Genomic DNA, 17,330 nt, shown 5'->3' with positions numbered 1-17,330 from the left:
GGTAGTAATAATTTTTTATTGTTATTAACCTAACAATTAAATCGCTATTAAAACTCGTGAATGAAGTTCACGTTCATGGCTTGGAGGATAATGAAAATACCGTCGGTACGATTCAGTCAACCTGATCGCATTCATAAAACCACAACGTGCCGCAATTTCACTGATGGTTTTATCCGTAGTGCGCAGTAATTCTTGAGCTTTTAATACACGATACAACATCTGGAATTTAACCGGAGTATAACCGGTCACTCGCTTAATTAAGCGATACATCGTGCGCCTGGCGACACCGTTATCATCACTCAACACATTCCAGTCCAAATGACGCAAGCTACTGGTCTTGAGCATACGGATCAGGTTGGCTCGCCCTCGCTCATCAGGGCTAAGCGCCTCGGTTTGGCGGTCGCACTGGCAAAGCGTGTTGATGATGTTCAGCAAAGCGACTTCACACAATGAAAAATAGAGCACGTCATAGTTACTCTCGTTACGTGAGATTATCTCCTGGCTCAATACCTCAATACGCGCCAGCGCTCCCTGAGTTAACGCCAGCGCGGTAGGCTGTAGAAGTTTTTCTTTTATACAATCGAGCAAATTATCAATGTGCTGTAAAAAATGAAAACTGCGCGGGCGACGAATCAATATATTAATAACCAACAGATTATTAGTTGAAACATAACTATGGGTATCGTTAGCGGTCACTAAAAAAAAGTCACCCTGACAGATAAAACGAACCAAGTCATTAATAATATGAAACCCGCTACCGCTACGGACAATCACCAATTCATCAAAATCATGCCCGTGCACACCTTCCATTAATTGGTTATTCATCGAAAAAAGACAAAACGCATGTTGCTCTGAATGAAAAAAATCATTCTCACGTAAAATTCGCATATCTCCCCCGCCGCTATTCGAGTAAAAACACTCGGGATATCGATAAATAACCTACTGACATAATATATTGCCTTGCACCGATAACCATTTAACTGCAATTATTATGACAAGTCTATATATCGCACTGTCACTCAGGCGTAACCTGCTGTGACCTCAGCATCATTTCGGCAAATAACCGCCAAGTTATGGCATAAAAAAGAGGATATACGCCGTGCAGATGAACCCACTTCATCCAGGCATTCAACCGGTTCTCGTAGGCTATTAGTGAAGGGAATATATATAGGTGAATCATTCTACGCAAACTGTTTACGCACCATAGGATTTACATTTATTATTTTATAATAAACGCACACCCCACACCATATTAAAAACAAATTAATAAACATTAACACATAAATATCACCAAACAATTAAAAATAGATCTTATGCGCTATTGATAAAAAAAGAAATCAAATTATAATCCGCAAAAATCAGCAAGGCTTATATCTAATAGCAGGGATTGATACACCGGTTACGCTATTCACTAAAAGATTATCAATCTCTTAAGTAGAATTACAGTGAATGGATTAATAATATTATTAACAGATGGAGTTTGTTAACATGAAGTTACGTTATAAATTAATATCCGCAGTCATTCTCACGATGGCGACCACCAGTAGTGCATTCGCTGATGAAGCCAATGCCGGAAAGATTCATTTCACCGGTGAACTGATAGAGCCAAGTTGTGTCATTGAGGGCGATACAGATACCGATAGCACCGTTCCTTTAGGGACTTATCCAACGTCGTTGTTTAACGAAGGCAACGTAGGTACCGAGTCGCCGTTGAAACCGTTTACTATTGTGCTGAAAAACTGCCCGGTTGCCACCACAGGTCTGCCACAAGTGCAACTCACCTTTCAAGGTACCCACGCGTTAACAGGCAGCTCCAGCTTACTGGATGTCAGCGCGATTACCGCCGCGGCTGAAAACCCTGGCGGCAGTAACCCAGTTGCCACCGGTGTGGGTATTGCCGTTTCACCTGCGGGTGCAGATACGACATTGTTAACGATGGACGCCACCGAAGGCCAGGTCTATATCGACCTGCCCGATACAGCGGGTGATGCCATTATTGCTGAGTTTAATGCCCGCTATAAATCCTTCGCAGCGGTCACTACCGCGGGTGCGGCAGACGCCGATATGACCGTGAATATTGTCTATCGTTAATCACACCGCAATACAGACCGTTGTTTAATATTAAACAGAGCCAGTCGCCATTGGCTCTGTTTAACGGGTTCTTTCGCTATTTCGCAGGGATTTGCGATGCGTAAAATAATTTCATCTGCTTTTTTGCTGCTGCCTCTTATCATTAGCACCGTGGCTCCCTGCGATGCAGCAGGTATTCGTATTGGTCGCACCCGTGTCGTTTACGATGCCAATAAAAAAGAGGTCGCATTATCGCTCGCTAACGAGGATAACGAATTACCGTGGCTGGTTCAGTCATGGACCGACACCGGCGACGGGAAAACCCGTGGCCCCTTTATTATTACCCCGCCGCTGTTTCGCCTTGACCCGCAAAAAGAGCAAAACCTGCGTATCGCCTGGTCAGGCGCAGCCGTCGCCCAGGACAAAGAGTCACTATTTTACATTAACGTCCGTACGATACCCGCCGTCGCCAAAGAAGATGGCAGTATCGACAAAAACGTCCTCCGGCTGATTTATAAAACCCGACTCAAACTGTTCTTTCGCCCCAAAGGTCTGGCAGGTTCGCCGGGCGAAAACTGCAAAAACCTGCGTTTTAGCCGTAACGGCAACGTCCTGCGCGTGGTCAACGAGGGAGCTTTCCACAGCATCTTCGACTCTGTGAAGCTGGGTGGCACACTGCTTAAAAAAGCCGACATGGTGACACCAAAAAGCAGCGCGGAGATCCCGCTACCGGCCAATGCCAACGGGCAATCGGTCACCTGGCGCTGTATTAGCGATTACGGCAACGCGACCCCTCCCTTTACTACCTCGCTGTCAAAGGGATAATTCGAATGGTAAAAACGTTGACACAGCCCCAGCCACACTGGCGGCTCAACCCGCTATTACAAGCGCTAGGTGCGGTTCTGCTTTTGTTCTCAACTCAGCCGTACGCCCGCGAATACTACTTTCCACCCACCGGGCTGGAAGGCGATGCGGCGCTGCACGAGGATGTTGATCTATCATTGTTTTCCAACAATAAAGCGCAGCTCCCCGGGACTTACTCATCAACGATTGTGATTAACAAGCAGCGTTCAAAACAGCAGGATATCAACTACCTCAACGACGCCAGCGGCGAATTACAGCCGCAGATTACCCCCGCGATGCTGCGCGACTGGGGCGTACGCGTGGAGGCCTTTAGCGAACTGGCCGCACTGCCCACTGATAAACCACTGCCCAAAGCACTGGGGGAGTACATTACGGCAGCCACGGCGATCTTCGATTTTAACGCCATGATGCTGCGTATCAGTATGCCGCAGGCGGCGCTGGATGAACACAGCCGCGGCTCGGTAGATCCTTCGCGCTGGGACAACGGCGTGCCGGTTCTGTTTGCCAACTATGCATTTTCTGGCTCGCAAAATGACAGCGGCAATGGCGGCACTGACAAAAACCAATACCTGAATCTACAAAGTGGGCTAAATCTCGGCGGCTGGCGGTTGCGTAATTATGCCACCTGGGGCAAAAACGACGATGAACAGTCCTGGCAGTCGCTGCAAACTTATATTCAGCATGACGTACAATTTCTCAAGTCTCAGTTCACCGCTGGTGAAAACAGCACCCGTGGTGAGGTGTTCGACAGCGTGCAATATCAGGGCGTTAACCTCGCTTCCGACGAGAATATGCTGCCCTTTAGCCAGCGAGGCTTCGCGCCAACCATTCGCGGTATTGCCAACAGCAATGCTGAAGTCTCCGTGCGGCAAAATGGCTACCTGATTTATCAGGCTAACGTCGCGCCGGGGGCGTTTGAAATTAACGATATCTCGTCCACCTCTAACAGCGGTGATATGGAAGTAACGATTAAAGAAGCCGATGGCAGCGAGCGCCACTTTACCCAACCCTACTCCAGCGTGGCGGTCATGCTGCGCCCTGGTCGGGTAAAATATGAAGTCACTGCCGCCCGTTATCGTGCCAATAACAACAGCGGCGACAAAGAACCGATGTTTGTGCAGGGCAGCGCCATTTATGGTCTGAACAATATTTTCACGTTGTTTGGTGGGCTAACGGCTGCGGAGGATTATCAGGCTGGCGTTGGCGGCGTCGGCGTCGCGCTGGGCACTATTGGATCTGTTTCCGCAGATGTCACCTGGGCAAAAACCACGCTGGATAACGGTGAACAGCACGATGGGCAGTCTTACCGCTTGCTGTACAGCAAAAATATTGAAACTACCGACACCAACATCACACTGGCCAGTTATCGTTATTCCACCAGCGGCTATTACAGCTTTGCTGATGCCAATCAGAGAATAGATGATAATGGCGATGATGACTGGCGCTATCAGTACAATAAACGTAACCGCATTCAGGCCAGCATCAGCCAAAGCATTTTCTCCAGCAGCCTGTATCTTAACGGCTACCAACAGGATTACTGGGGAACCTCACGCAAAGAACGTAATTTATCCGCAGGCTTTAGCACCACCGTCAACGGCATCAGCTACCATCTGGCCTATACCTACAGCAAAAATGACGATAGCGACAGCGATCGAATCGTCTCCTTCAGCCTTAGTGTGCCGCTGAGCCGCTGGCTGCCGAATAGCTGGGCGAGCTATAACATCAGCAACAGCCAACGCGGCGATACCAACCAGAATGTTGGGCTGGGCGGCACATTACTTGACGACCAGCGCTTGAGTTATTCACTACAGCAGAGCCACACCAACCATGACGGCACGGGTAACAGCAGCATTTACAGCACCTACCGCTCGCAGTACGCCAACTTAAGCGGCGGCTATTATTATGCGTCTGACGATTCCCGACAGATCAGCTACAGCGTCAGCGGCGCAGTAGTGGCGCATCCTCACGGCGTCACCCTGGCACAGCCGTTAAGTAGCGAATTTGCCATCGTCGATACCGATGAGGCTTCCGGCTTGCGCTTTCAGAATCAGCGTGGCGTGCAGAGCGATAGCTTTGGCAACGCGATCATTCCATCCCTTTCCGCCTATCAGGAAAATCGCATTGTGCTGGACACCACCACATTGCCGGATGATGTCGATACCAATGCCACCGTCGTCACCGTGGTTCCCACCCGCAACGCAGCCGTCACCGCCCATTTCAGCACCTGGGTTGGTTATCGTGTACTGGTCACCTTGCGGCGTGAAAGCGGCAGTCCCGTCCCCTTTGGCGCGTTTGCTAGTGTCGATGGGCAAACACAAACCGGTATTGTCGATGAAAACGGCGTGCTCTACCTGGCAGGTATCACCGATGGCATGACCATTACGGTGAAATGGGGCGATGGGCCAGAACAGCAGTGCCGTGCAACGCTGGCTCTGGCAACCGATTCTGATAGTAACAACCCAACGGGAATACGTAACACGCGCGCACAGTGTCTTCAGGAGAAAAAACATGCTCAGCCTTAACCAAAAGCGCGGGCTCGCCGGTCTGATACTCTTCAACGCCGCAGGATCTTGCGCAGCTACGCCACTACAAAGCTGCTTTAGCTCGCCGGGCATCTATACGACCCATATCGAACAAGACGTCGTGGCGGCCAACAATCTTTCCGGAATGACACACAATGCGGGACACATTGTCTCTGCGGGTGGGCCTATCACCGCCAACTGTCGCTGCCCATCAAACATGCCAATCGACAGCGGGGCCACTGTTTATTCCATATCTTTTGCTGGTAGTCCATTACCGTCAGGGACTTCAAGAGAGGGCGTTGGTTTCCTCACCGAAAAGCTGGATGTTAAGCTGGCAGGATATCCTGATGCCATCAATCACCAGGATGGTAATAACATGGTCAATATCGACATTACCGATTACACCCCCAACCGGACCATGAAGAAATATGCCGACGCCAACACAAAATCCACGGAATCACAGCAATCCGTATGCAGTGATGAAACCCGGCCTGTCGGCGCCAGCACGGTAAAACGCCAGTTTCAGTGGAATGTCATTGCCGCCACTTTCTATCTTAAAAAACCGGTGTTTGGTGAAGAGATTTTCCAGCCACAAACCGTCGTGGAAAACTATGCCTGCCTGTACTACGGTTCCAGCAACAATCCTAACGGCTGTACCGTACCTGAGAAGGTGTCCGAGATTCGCCTCGGCGGCGTTCTCCGCGCCCCGCTCAGTTGCACCATTAACGCGGGGAGTCAGATTGAGGTTGAGTTTCCGGTTCTCACTACCAGCGCATTTACCACGCCAGGCGTTCCGCCTGCTAATGGCATTAAATCGGTCGATATCTCTTACCATTGTGACAATCCCGCCACAGATAATCAGGACAAAATCAAAATGACCCTAACCGCCGACCACGGGAATAGCGGCAGCGACGGCTACATTGCCAAAATGTTAGGCCGCGACGATATCGGCGTCAGGATGTATGACGACAACGATACAGCCGTCAAGCTCGATGGCTCGTTTGACTTCCCGATAACCCTGGATGAACAGGGCAACGGCGTAATTAAAATGACCGCCGCCCCAGTGAGCACCACCGAGAGGAAACCGGTAGCCGGTAAATATGAAGGCAACGTCACCGTAAAAATGGATATTAAGTAAAGAGAACGATAGGTATCTGTAGGCCGGATAACGCGCAAGCCGTTATCGGTTAGAATGCCCGGCGGCGAGCGCCTGCCGGGCCAGCAAATAAAAACGCTACGGATCAGAACCCGAGGCTATCCAGCAGGTCATCAACCTGATCCTGACTTGCCACCACGCCGGCTTTTGAGGTGTCAACCTGCGGGCCGTTAAGCAAGCTTTCGTTTTCACGTTTTGGACGAGCGCCCTGCTCTGGAATGTTTTCCAGCAGAACCATCAGCAGCTGACGTTCAATCTCCTGGATAACATCCATCATGCGCTTGATGACCTGACCGGTGAGGTCCTGGAAATCCTGCGCCATCATGATGTCCAGCAGTTGAGCGTTAGTAAAGCTGGTATGCCCTGGCACATCACCCAGGAACTGGCGGGTATCGGTGACCAGTTCACGAGCATCAGACAGCTCGATCGGATTTTCGAACCATTCATCCCAGCGTTTGGTCAGGTCTTTGGCCCCTTTTTCCATCGCGTCCTGGTGCGGCTGCGAAGCTTCCACGCTGTTCAGCGCGCGCTCGGCCGCCTGTGCGGTCATCTGCACAACGTAATCAAGACGATCGCGGGCATCGGGAATCGCTTCTGCCGCTTCGGCAATGGCCTGATCCAGCCCCAGTTCACGCAGGCTGTCGCGCAGCATTCGGGTCAAACTGCCGATGCGCGCGATGATGTCCCCGGCTGAATGTTCGTCAGCAGGTTTAATTTGTGGTTGCATCATCATTATCACACCCTCACATGCCCAGTTTCTCAAAGATTTTATTGAGTTTCTCTTCTAGCGTCGCCGCCGTGAACGGTTTCACGACATAACCACTGGCGCCAGCCTGTGCCGCCGCAATGATATTCTCTTTCTTCGCTTCCGCCGTAACCATCAGCACCGGCAGGGCCGACATTCCGCCATCAGCGCGAATGGTTTTCAGCAGTTCCAGGCCATCCATGTTCGGCATATTCCAGTCGGAAATGACAAAACCAAATCCCCCAGCCTGTAGCTTATTCAGCGCGTCCACGCCGTCTTCGGCCTCTTCAACATTGTTGAAACCCAGTTCTTTGAGCAGGTTACGCACGATGCGACGCATGGTGGAAAAGTCATCCACAACCAAAAACTTAAGCTCTTTATCCGCCATAAAAAATAAACTCCTGATTCAAATACGTATTGCCTGTCCGGCACTGATTTTCGCCAGCATTTGCTGGCTTACCTGGCTAAGATCGACCACTTCGCTTACGCCACCCATATTGATGGCCTCGCGCGGCATGCCGAACACCACACAACTTGCTTCGTTTTGCGCAATGGTCCAGGCACCCGCCTGGTTCATCGCTAACATTCCGGCGGCGCCATCGTTGCCCATACCCGTCAGGATCACTCCCACGGCATTACGCCCCGCATGTTTTGCCACCGAATGGAACAGCACATCCACTGAAGGCCGATGCCGGTTAACCGGTGGACCATCATGAATTTTTATCTGGTAGTTCGCCCCGCTGCGCGCCAGTTCCATATGCTTGTCACCAGGGGCGATATACGCATGCCCTGGGAGCACGCGCTCCCCATCTTCAGCCTCTTTCACGGTGATCTGACACAGTTTGTTCAGACGCTCGGCGAATGAGCGGGTAAATCCTGGCGGCATATGCTGGGTAATAAGAATACCGGGACTTGAAAGCGGCAATGGCTGGAGTACATGGCGAATTGCCTCTGTTCCTCCGGTTGAGGCGCCAATCGCCAGCAGTTTTTCAGAACTGAGTAACGGTCCCGCTTTCAAGGTCACCTGTGCCGTCATGGGTTTGTGGGCCGCCAGTTTTGCCCGCGACGCGGTGCGGATCTTCTCAGCGATCATTTCGCTGTAGGCCAACATCCCTTCACGGATCCCCAACTGTGGTTTGGTGACAAAATCAATCGCCCCCAACTCCAGCGCCCGCAGCGTGACCTCAGAACCTTTACCGGTCAGCGAAGAGACCATAACCACTGGCATCGGACGCAGACGCATCAGCTTCTCAAGAAAGTCGAGGCCGTCCATGCGCGGCATTTCCACATCCAGCGTCAGGACGTCGGGATTGAATTTTTTGATTAAATCCCGGGCAACCAACGGATCCGGCGCCGTCGCCACCATTTCCATATCACTGTGGCTGTTAATAATTTCGGTCATGATTTGACGCATCAGTGCAGAATCATCAACCGATAAAACCCTGATTTTACTCATGCTTTATCCTTACCTGGCGCATGCGCATACACCGTCTGTCCACGCAAGCTAAACTCGCGCACGAGGTTGCTAAAGTTTTCTGAATGACCTGCAAACAGCAGCCCATCTGGTTTAAGAAGTGGAACAAAACGGTGCAAAATGTCCTGCTGCGTCGTTTTGTCGAAATAGATCATTACGTTACGGCAAAATATGGCATCGAAGGGGCCTGGCACGTTGTACTGCTTATCCAGTAAATTCACGCTGGAAAATTCAACATGTCCCGCCAGTTCCTGCCGAACGCGTACCAGTCCTTCATGCGGTCCGGTGCCGCGCATGAAATAACGCTGTAGCTGCTGCGGTGACAGCGTCTTTAGCTCATCAAGGCGGTAGATGCCGCTTCTGGCTTTTTCCAGCACTTCGGTATCAATGTCGCTGGCAAAAACACGCCAGCGGCCCGGAGCCATACCTAAGGTATCGGCGAGCGTAATCGCAATGCTGTACGGCTCTTCTCCGGTTGACGCCGCCGCGCTCCAGACACGGTATTCACCGCTGCGCCGACGAGCATGATCTGACAGCACTGGAAAATGATGCCCTTCGCGAAAAAATGCGGTCAGATTGGTAGTCAGAGAGTTAATAAAAGCCTGCCACTCAGCACTGTTCTGGTTAGCTTCCAGCATGCTGAGATAGCGACCAAAGTCATCCAGTCCCAGGGTTCGCAGACGGCGGACCAGGCGGTTATAAACCATGTCCCGCTTATGGTCGGCCAGTACGATCCCCGCACGCTGGTAGATTAATTGACATATCCGACGAAAATGCGCGTCAGACAGCGCGAGGCGCTGTGTCATCTGTAACAATAATGACGTTTGCCCAGGGGGCAGAGATGATGTCATAGCGCCTTCTCAATCACATTCAGGATACAACGGGCACAACCTGCGGCTGCGCCAATTCTTGTTTTGCTACGGTTTGCTCTTCAAGCTTAAAAAATGCGACACAGGCAGAAAGATTATCGGCCTGCATGGCAAGTTGTCCGGTGGCGGATGCGGCTTCTTCCACCAGCCCGGCGTTTTGCTGCGTCACAGAGTCCATCTGGCTGACGGCCTGCGCCACCTGCTCGATGCCTCTGCGCTGTTCATCAGAAGCAGAGGCAATCTCGCCCATGATGTCGTTAACCCGGGTAACCGAGCTGACAATTTCCGTCATGGTGCGCGCAGCCATATCAACCAACTGCGAGCCCTGATGCACTCGGGTGACAGACTCCTCAATGAGCCCCTTAATTTCTTTCGCCGCCTGTGCGCTACGGCTTGCCAGATTGCGCACTTCACCTGCAACCACGGCAAAACCACGCCCCTGCTCACCCGCGCGAGCGGCCTCAACCGCAGCATTCAGCGCGAGGATATTGGTCTGAAAGGCAATGCTGTCAATCACGCCGATGATGTCGCCAATTTTCTGCGAGCTCGCGGAAATCTCATGCATGGTGCTGGCGACCCGGGAGGTCTGTTCGCCGCCTTTATTCGCTGTATCTGCCGCACTTTTGGCAATTCCTGACGCCTGGCGCGCGTTATCCGCATTCTGTCCTACGGTGGCGGTCAGTTGTTCCATGCTGGCTGCCGTTTGCGCCAGCGCGGCCGCCTGCTGTTCAGTGCGCGAAGACAAATCGTTATTACCCATCGCGATTTCTGAAATACCGCTATGCATGGCTGAGCTGCCCTGGCGTACTTCGCTTACCGTTTCACGCAGTGCCTGCTGCATCTTCTTCAGACTGGCAAAAATGGCTGAGATCTCATTGCGCCCATAAACCGCTACCGGCCGGGCCAGATTACCCGCGGCAATGCTGTCGAAATGACTGCCCACGATCGCCAGCGGCTGGACAATCATCTTGCGCGACCAGTACAGCGCACCGCTGGTGAGCAGTGCCGCCAGTACCACCATGGTGGCGAAAATCACCCCCGACATATGGTAATTTCGCTGGCTCTGCTCTCCTGCCGTTTGCAACACGCGATCGATGTTGCTCTGCCACGCATTCACATTTGCATCAAAAGCATCCTGAGCAGCCTGCACCGGCGCGGTCAGAAAATCTGACAACTGATTGTTTTCAAGCCAGGTGGCCTGATGCGCGAGAGCGCTGTGCCACTGGCTGTAACTTTTCTCCGTTGCGCCAAACAGCGCCTTCCCTTGTGCCGTCGTATCCGATGTCGCCATAAAGCGTTTAAACATCAATTCAGACTGCGCCAGGCTATCACGTGCGAGGGTCATCAGCGTGTTGATATCCTCTGGCGGATAGCTCAGGGCGGTCAGCGTCCCTGCCTTATTAAGGGCCGTACTGGCCTGTAATAACACAGCGCGGGTTTGGGCCAGCGCAGCGCGTTGCTGATTACTTCGTTCGACCTGATTCAGGTTCTGAAAACCGTCCCGAAATGCCCAGAAGGACAAGCCATTACTGCCAATCTGCAAAACACCGCAGAGGATTAAAATCAAAAACAGCGTGGTCGAAATTCGAATACGATTAAACATCAACGCTCCCATTGGGCGGCACTGGCCGCGGTTTAACTATCAGTCAAAATGTTTCCCAATTCGTATCTTGCTCATTGTTCTGGCGCGGATAGGATGCGGCCGCCGTTGCAGGTAATCGTGTATCGCGCGGCTTAGCAGACGCCGGACGTGACGCAAGGCGGAAAGTCGACACCGACTGCGTCAGGCGGCTGGCCTGTTCTTCAAGAGCAGCGGCAGCGGCAGCCGATTCCTGTACCAACGAGGCGTTCTGCTGCGTAACGCGATCCATCTCGGATACCGCGAGCGCCACCTGATCAATCCCCCGGCTTTGCTCGTCGGAGGCCGAGGCAATCTCGCCCATAATGTCGGTCACCCGCGTTACGGCATTTACGATGTCGTTCATCGTTTCGCCTGCGCTTTCTACCAATACGGACCCGGTATCCACTCGGGAAACCGAATCCTCAATCAACGCTTTGATCTCTTTCGCCGCCTGCGCACTGCGACTTGCCAGATTACGCACTTCGCCCGCAACCACAGCAAAGCCACGGCCTTGTTCACCGGCACGCGCCGCTTCAACCGCCGCGTTCAGTGCGAGAATGTTGGTCTGAAAAGCAATACCATCAATAACGCTGATGATGTCGGCGATTTTCTTCGAGCTATCGGCGATTTCGTGCATGGTGTTCACCACGCTATCAACCACTTTGCCGCCATGCTGTGCGGTATCGGAGGCGCTTTTCGCCAGTTGCGAGGCCTGACGCGCGTTGTCCGCATTTTGCTTCACGGTTGCGGTCAACTGTTCCATGCTGGCTGCGGTCTCTTCCAGCGCAGAGGCCTGCTGTTCAGTACGAGATGAAAGGTCGGTGTTCCCGCTGGCAATTTCGCTGGTCCCGGAATAAATCGCATCAGAACCTTCACGTACCAGGGTGACGGTTTCCGTCAGCGAGCGCTGCATATGATCAACCGTACTGGCCAGCTCGCCGATTTCATTACGACCGCTGACGGCCAGGGTCGCGGTCAGGTTACCGCTGGCGATTTCCCGAATATGGGCAATGACGCGAGACAGAGGATTAAGCAGGGTATGGCGGATGCCGTACCACACCACCACCAGAATCAGCACCAGCACTACGGCCAGCACGCCAAGCTGCCATTGGGCGAAATGGTAATCCCGCGCACTTTTATCGAATGCCTGAGCGTAAAGCTTTTCGCTAACGCTGGCGTACTTGCCCAGCGCCTCACCGAGCGCGTTTTGCATTCCCTGAGTCGGTTGCGCGAAATAGGCGTCCATATTGCCGTTCTCCAGAAACTGAACCAGTTCTGTTAAGGCCACATGGTACTGCTGATATTTCTCCTCAACGTTGCCGCTGGCTTCTGCCATCTCGGGTAACGGTGTGATGTTCTTAAATTTTGCGTAATGTGTTTCGGCCTGCGCCAACGATGCTTTCGCATTCTTCAGCAGATCGTTTTTCGCGCTGCTTTGCTGGTTGGACGCGTCCATCATCATGCGTGCAGAAGAACGGCTTAAATTGATACGTGTTTGCAGCATCAGATCCCATGTTGAGGTGAGTTCACTTTGCTGCTGTCGAAGATCGTTAGAAATAACAAAACTTTGCTGATTCTGCTGCAATGAAGAAAACAACAGACCACCGGAAACAAGCTGTAGCAGTGCGAAAACCCCCAGCACCATCATCAGCATTGTGACAACGCGGATACGGTTAAACATAAGGCACCTTCCTGAAAACGAGTTATCAACGTTATCGGCAGTCGCTGAGATAACTTTACGTTTGCGAAAAGGAAATCCTGAAGGGACGTGAAGCCTCGCGGAAGGAGGGGAAGACGGGTGTACGGCAACCACAAATCATTCACATAAAAACGTCACAATTATCATGTGAATAACATTCAAATTTATCTGTGGACGCGGTCATATTGGATGAAATAGTCATTATTTCGTGACCAGGATCACAAATACATATCCTCTGCACCACAACAAAATGGATAAAAAATTAAAAAAAGTTGTATCAGCTGGCGCTTTAATTCAATTTATATGATGAATACTTAGTTACCAATTAATAAATATAAAAAATGAGTAACCGAACAATAAATGTTAAATCCTTACTGAGGGCTTTTTAGTGGCAAATGCAAACAAACTCACGTTGTTTATCGTGATCTTCATGCTGGCGGGGATCCTGTCAGGGGCGGTGATCCACTCTTATGCCGCCCCCAGCGTAGTGACCGCCTGGGCCGATAATATTACGCTTCTCACCGACATCTTTTTGCGCCTGATTAAAATGGTGATCGCACCTTTAGTATTCAGCACCCTGACCGTCGGTATTATGCGCCTGGGGGAAACGTCCACCATCGGGCGCGTAGGCGGCAAAGCGATGATCTGGTTTATCAGCTCTTCCATACTGTCTATTCTGGTCGGTCTGTTTGTGGTTTCTCTTGAGCAACCCGGCAGCGGGCTGAACCTGGCGATCCCGCTGGAAGCCACTGATACCGGCCTGGCCGTGAGCGGCATGAGCCTGAAAGGTTTTCTGACTCACACCATCCCAACCAGCATAGCCGAGGCGATGGCCAACAATGAGATCCTGCAAATTGTGGTGTTCTCGATGTTCTTCGGTATTGGTGGCGCATCCCTTGGTGAGAAGTTCAATGCCCCGCTGGTTGCCGCGCTGGATGTGGTCTCCCACATTATGCTTAAGGTGACTGGCTACGTGATGTACGTTGCGCCGCTGGCCATTTTCGCCGCCATTTCCTCCGTTATCTCCACCCAGGGTTTGGGGATCCTGCTTAACTATGCGTCGTTCATCGGCGGCTACTATGTGGCTATTTTGCTGACCTGCCTGGTTCTGCTGGCCGTCGGTTATGTCATGCTGAAAAAAGAGGTTTTTCGTCTGGTAAGCATGCTGAAAGATCCGGTTCTGGTCGCATTTACTACCAGCAGCTCGGAAGCCGCCTATCCAAAAACGCTGGAGCAATTAACCAAATTTGGTTGCTCGCCTAACATCGTGTCATTTGTATTGCCTATCGGTTATTCATTTAACCTGGTCGGCTCGATGGTTTACTGTTCATTTGCCTCGATGTTTATCGCGCAGGCCTATAACATTCACCTCTCCTTTGCAGAAATCACCGTCCTGATGCTGACGCTGATGCTGGCGTCAAAAGGGATTGCCGGCGTGCCGCGTTCTGCGCTGGTGGTGCTGGCAGCAACCATTCCGAGCTTTAATATTCCGGTTGCCGGGATTCTGTTACTGATGGGTATTGACCACTTCCTGGATATGGGACGTTCAGCAATCAACGTATTAGGTAACGGGATTGCAACGGCGATGCTGGCACAAGATGAAGGTTTACTGGAAGAAGAACCGGAGCTGGTTGAGCGGGAAGCGTAAGGGGAAATCTGCCGGATGCGTTACGCGTATCCGGCCTACAACAGCAATCATTGTAGGCCAGATACGGTATAGCGGTTACGCGACGTGACTGGCGGCAATATCAAGCAGCGCCATTTCTTCGCTATTGAGCAGCTTCTCAATGTTAACCAGGATCAGCATCCGGTCACCCAGCGCCCCCAGTCCCGTCAGGTATTCCGTCGACAGCGTTACGGCAAATTCTGGCGCCGGACGGATTTGATCCGTTGTCAGCGACAGCACATCCGAGACGCCATCGACCACAATCCCGACCACCCGCTGGCCCAGATTCAGCACAATCACCACGGTGTTTTCGTTGTAGTCCACATCGCTCTGGCTAAACTTCACGCGCAGGTCAACAATCGGCACAATCACACCGCGCAGATTGGTGACACCTTTGATAAACGCAGGCGTGTTAGCAATACGCGTCACCTGATCGTACCCACGGATTTCCTGCACTTTCAGGATATCGATACCGTACTCTTCATCCCCCAGCGTAAACACGAGGAATTCCTGACCTGACGGTTCGCCGGCCAGTTTAGTTACATTACTCATACCGGTCATATTATTCCCTTCTCACTCAATCAGGCGGCTGTGATCGCCACACGTTGTTCGCGGTTTAATCCCTGCAATGCAGAGACATCGACAATCAGCGCGACGCTGCCGTCGCCGAGGATCGTTGCTGCAGAAATACCTGGCACTTTGCGGTAGTTGCTTTCCAGGTTTTTGACGACCACCTGGTGTTGACCAATTAACTGATCAACCAGCAGCGCGTAGCGACGCCCTGCACTTTGCAAAATCACCACAATACCTTGAGTCGCTTCGGTTTTTGCGCCTTCAACCTCAAAGACTTTCCACAGCTCAACCAGCGGTAAATATTCGCCACGCACTTCCAGCACGCGCTCTCCTCCGGCCAGCGGATGGAGATCTTCTTCGCGCGGTTGCAGTGATTCCATAACGGCATTCAGCGGCAGAATAAAGACTTCGTCGGCCACGCGCACGGACATGCCGTCGAGGATCGCCAGCGTCAGCGGCAGCAGAATTCGGATAGTCGTCCCCTGTCCCTGTTTGGACTGGATCTCAACATGGCCCCCCATCTCCTGGATATTTCGCTTCACCACATCCATACCCACGCCGCGGCCAGAGACATCCGTCACCTGTTCAGCGGTCGAGAAGCCCGGGGCGAAGATCAGCATACCGACTTCGTCATCGCTCATGTTTTCGTGGATCGGCATCCCCTGGGAGATAGCTTTGGCGAGGATTCGTTCACGGTTCAGACCGGCGCCATCATCAGTGACTTCAATACAGATATTCCCGCCCTGGTGCTCCGCGGAAAGCGTCAGATTACCGATTGGGCTTTTCCCGGCTTCAAGGCGTTTTTCCGGCAGTTCAATACCGTGATCGAGGCTGTTACGCACCAGGTGCGTCAACGGATCGATGATGCGTTCAATCAGGCTCTTGTCGAGTTCGGTTGAGCTTCCCACCTGTGTCAGTTCGACCTGTTTACCCAGCTTACCGGCCAGGTCGCGCACCAGACGCGGAAAACGGCTGAACACATACTCCATGGGCATCATACGAATCGACATCACCGACTCTTGCAAGTCGCGGGCGTTACGTTGTAACTGACCCATACTGGTGATGAGATCGCCATGATTGACGGGATCCAGTTCGTTAGAACGTTGTGCCAGCATAGACTGGGTGATGACCAACTCACCGACCAGGTTAATGAGCTGATCGACCTTCTCAACCGCTACGCGGATGCTGGTTGACTCGCTGGCACGGGCGGGTTTGTCGCGTTCCGCGCGTCCGTTTGGCGCTTCGCTGGCGGCGGCTTTCGCCGCTGGCGCAACGGCAACCGGCTGCGGCTTCGCGACAACGGCTACCGTTTCTGCTTCAGCTTCAGCTTCAGCTTCAGTTTCAACGGCTACCGGCGCTGCGCTGACGGTTTCGAATTCAATCTGATCAGCTTCAATCACAAAGCACAGCACCGCGATGATGTCATCTTCTGCGAGGTTGCCATCAAGCGTTGCTGACAACGTGTCGCTCCCTTTCACCACATCGGTTAAGGTCGCCAGGTTCCCCAGTTCCTCTTCCAGTAAATCCACTTCATTGGCTTTCAGGCGCGTGAGAATAATGCGTTTCTTGCTCTCTTCGCTTGCAGACTCAGGCTGTGCAACCGCCTCTTCCTGCATTGCAGCGCTGTCAACAACGCTCAGTTTTGCGGTGTTGACGACTGCCGGTGCGGTTTCACCTTTCGCTTCGAGCGCTAACTGTCGTAACGCATTACAAATGTACTCAAAGCTGGCGGCATCCGGCTCCTCTGAGTTTTTATAGGCGTCGAGCTGTTCCTGCATAATATCTTTCGTTTCCAAAAACAGGTTGATAATGTCGGCATTGAGCTGCATCTCGCCACGCCGCGCTTCATCCAGCAGGTTTTCCATCAGATGGGTCGTTTCCTGCAAAATGGTAAAGCCGAAGGTGCCCGCCCCGCCTTTTATCGAGTGCGCAGCACGAAAAATTGCATTCAGCTGTTCGGAATCCGGGGCTTCAGGAACCAAATCAAGCAGGTGTTGCTCCATGTCAGCCAACAGTTCGTCAGCTTCATCAAAAAATGTTTGATAAAAATCGCTTATATCCATGCTCACGC

General features: G+C 52.2%; 14 protein-coding genes. 5 read left to right on the top strand and 9 right to left on the bottom strand.

Translation table 11 applies throughout. The features are described 5' to 3' along the window. Positions 1 to 36 precede the first annotated feature (36 nt). Complete coding sequence (locus OGV65_RS16500; protein ID WP_286455196.1) at positions 37 to 888, bottom strand: helix-turn-helix domain-containing protein; 852 nt, start codon at positions 886 to 888, stop codon at positions 37 to 39. 600 nt (positions 889 to 1,488) lie between these two features. Between OGV65_RS16500 and OGV65_RS16495 the strand changes: the two genes are divergently transcribed. The 4 genes from OGV65_RS16495 to OGV65_RS16480 all read left to right on the top strand — a co-directional run bounded on the left by OGV65_RS16495 (position 1,489) and on the right by OGV65_RS16480 (position 6,594). Further along, a complete protein-coding gene (locus OGV65_RS16495) occupies positions 1,489 to 2,091 on the top strand; it encodes a fimbrial protein (protein ID WP_103766425.1) in 603 nt (200 codons plus the stop codon). A 96-nt stretch (positions 2,092 to 2,187) separates the two neighbouring features. Continuing rightward, positions 2,188 to 2,895 (top strand): fimbrial biogenesis chaperone, encoded by a 708-nt coding sequence (locus tag OGV65_RS16490; protein WP_047502122.1) that lies wholly within the window; start codon positions 2,188 to 2,190, stop codon positions 2,893 to 2,895. A gap of 5 nt (positions 2,896 to 2,900) precedes the next feature. After that, a complete protein-coding gene (locus tag OGV65_RS16485) occupies positions 2,901 to 5,456 on the top strand; it encodes a fimbria/pilus outer membrane usher protein (RefSeq protein ID WP_286455195.1) in 2,556 nt (851 codons plus the stop codon). Continuing rightward, positions 5,443 to 6,594, top strand: a complete 1,152-nt coding sequence (locus OGV65_RS16480; RefSeq protein ID WP_286455194.1) for a fimbrial protein — start codon at positions 5,443 to 5,445, stop codon at positions 6,592 to 6,594. The genes OGV65_RS16485 and OGV65_RS16480 overlap by 14 nt, the downstream gene beginning before the upstream one ends. Before the next feature lie 103 nt (positions 6,595 to 6,697). Here the strand turns inward: OGV65_RS16480 and cheZ are convergent, their stop codons facing one another. Genes cheZ through tar form a run of 6 tightly spaced genes read right to left on the bottom strand, consistent with a single transcriptional unit; the run spans position 6,698 to position 13,002 of the window. Next, positions 6,698 to 7,342: a protein phosphatase CheZ gene (cheZ, locus tag OGV65_RS16475; RefSeq protein ID WP_029139578.1), complete on the bottom strand. Its 645-nt coding sequence runs from the start codon at positions 7,340 to 7,342 to the stop codon at positions 6,698 to 6,700. A 13-nt stretch (positions 7,343 to 7,355) separates the two neighbouring features. After that, positions 7,356 to 7,745: a chemotaxis response regulator CheY gene (cheY, locus tag OGV65_RS16470; RefSeq protein WP_016153434.1), complete on the bottom strand. Its 390-nt coding sequence runs from the start codon at positions 7,743 to 7,745 to the stop codon at positions 7,356 to 7,358. 18 nt (positions 7,746 to 7,763) lie between these two features. Then, the gene (locus tag OGV65_RS16465) at positions 7,764 to 8,813 is read right to left on the bottom strand and encodes a protein-glutamate methylesterase/protein-glutamine glutaminase (protein WP_016153435.1); all 1,050 of its coding nucleotides are present in this window, start codon (positions 8,811 to 8,813) and stop codon (positions 7,764 to 7,766) included. Next, on the bottom strand, positions 8,810 to 9,682 hold the full coding sequence (cheR, locus tag OGV65_RS16460; RefSeq protein ID WP_016153436.1) for a protein-glutamate O-methyltransferase CheR: 873 nt from the start codon (positions 9,680 to 9,682) through the stop codon (positions 8,810 to 8,812). The genes OGV65_RS16465 and cheR overlap by 4 nt, the downstream gene beginning before the upstream one ends. 19 nt (positions 9,683 to 9,701) lie before the next feature. Then, positions 9,702 to 11,303, bottom strand: a complete 1,602-nt coding sequence (gene tap, locus OGV65_RS16455) for a methyl-accepting chemotaxis protein IV (protein ID WP_235117129.1) — start codon at positions 11,301 to 11,303, stop codon at positions 9,702 to 9,704. A 43-nt stretch (positions 11,304 to 11,346) separates the two neighbouring features. Next, positions 11,347 to 13,002, bottom strand: coding sequence for a methyl-accepting chemotaxis protein II (tar, locus tag OGV65_RS16450; protein WP_286455193.1), 1,656 nt, complete (start codon positions 13,000 to 13,002; stop codon positions 11,347 to 11,349). Positions 13,003 to 13,408: 406 nt separating this feature from the next. Here tar and OGV65_RS16445 point away from each other — a divergent pair, with 406 nt between their 5' ends. After that, positions 13,409 to 14,668, top strand: coding sequence for a dicarboxylate/amino acid:cation symporter (locus tag OGV65_RS16445; RefSeq protein ID WP_049283066.1), 1,260 nt, complete (start codon positions 13,409 to 13,411; stop codon positions 14,666 to 14,668). A gap of 75 nt (positions 14,669 to 14,743) precedes the next feature. On the opposite strand, the gene cheW is transcribed toward OGV65_RS16445, so the two are convergent. Next, the gene (gene cheW / locus OGV65_RS16440) at positions 14,744 to 15,247 is read right to left on the bottom strand and encodes a chemotaxis protein CheW (RefSeq protein WP_003034638.1); all 504 of its coding nucleotides are present in this window, start codon (positions 15,245 to 15,247) and stop codon (positions 14,744 to 14,746) included. Positions 15,248 to 15,267: 20 nt separating this feature from the next. Further along, positions 15,268 to 17,328 carry a chemotaxis protein CheA gene (gene cheA / locus OGV65_RS16435; RefSeq protein WP_142417409.1) on the bottom strand — a complete coding sequence of 687 codons (2,061 nt, stop codon included), beginning with the start codon at positions 17,326 to 17,328 and terminating at the stop codon, positions 15,268 to 15,270. Positions 17,329 to 17,330 lie beyond the last annotated feature (2 nt).

Source organism: Citrobacter sp. Cb004 (assembly GCF_030337065.1).
GTDB lineage: Bacteria > Pseudomonadota > Gammaproteobacteria > Enterobacterales > Enterobacteriaceae > Citrobacter > Citrobacter braakii.
This window is presented reverse-complemented; position numbering and strand designations above follow the sequence as displayed.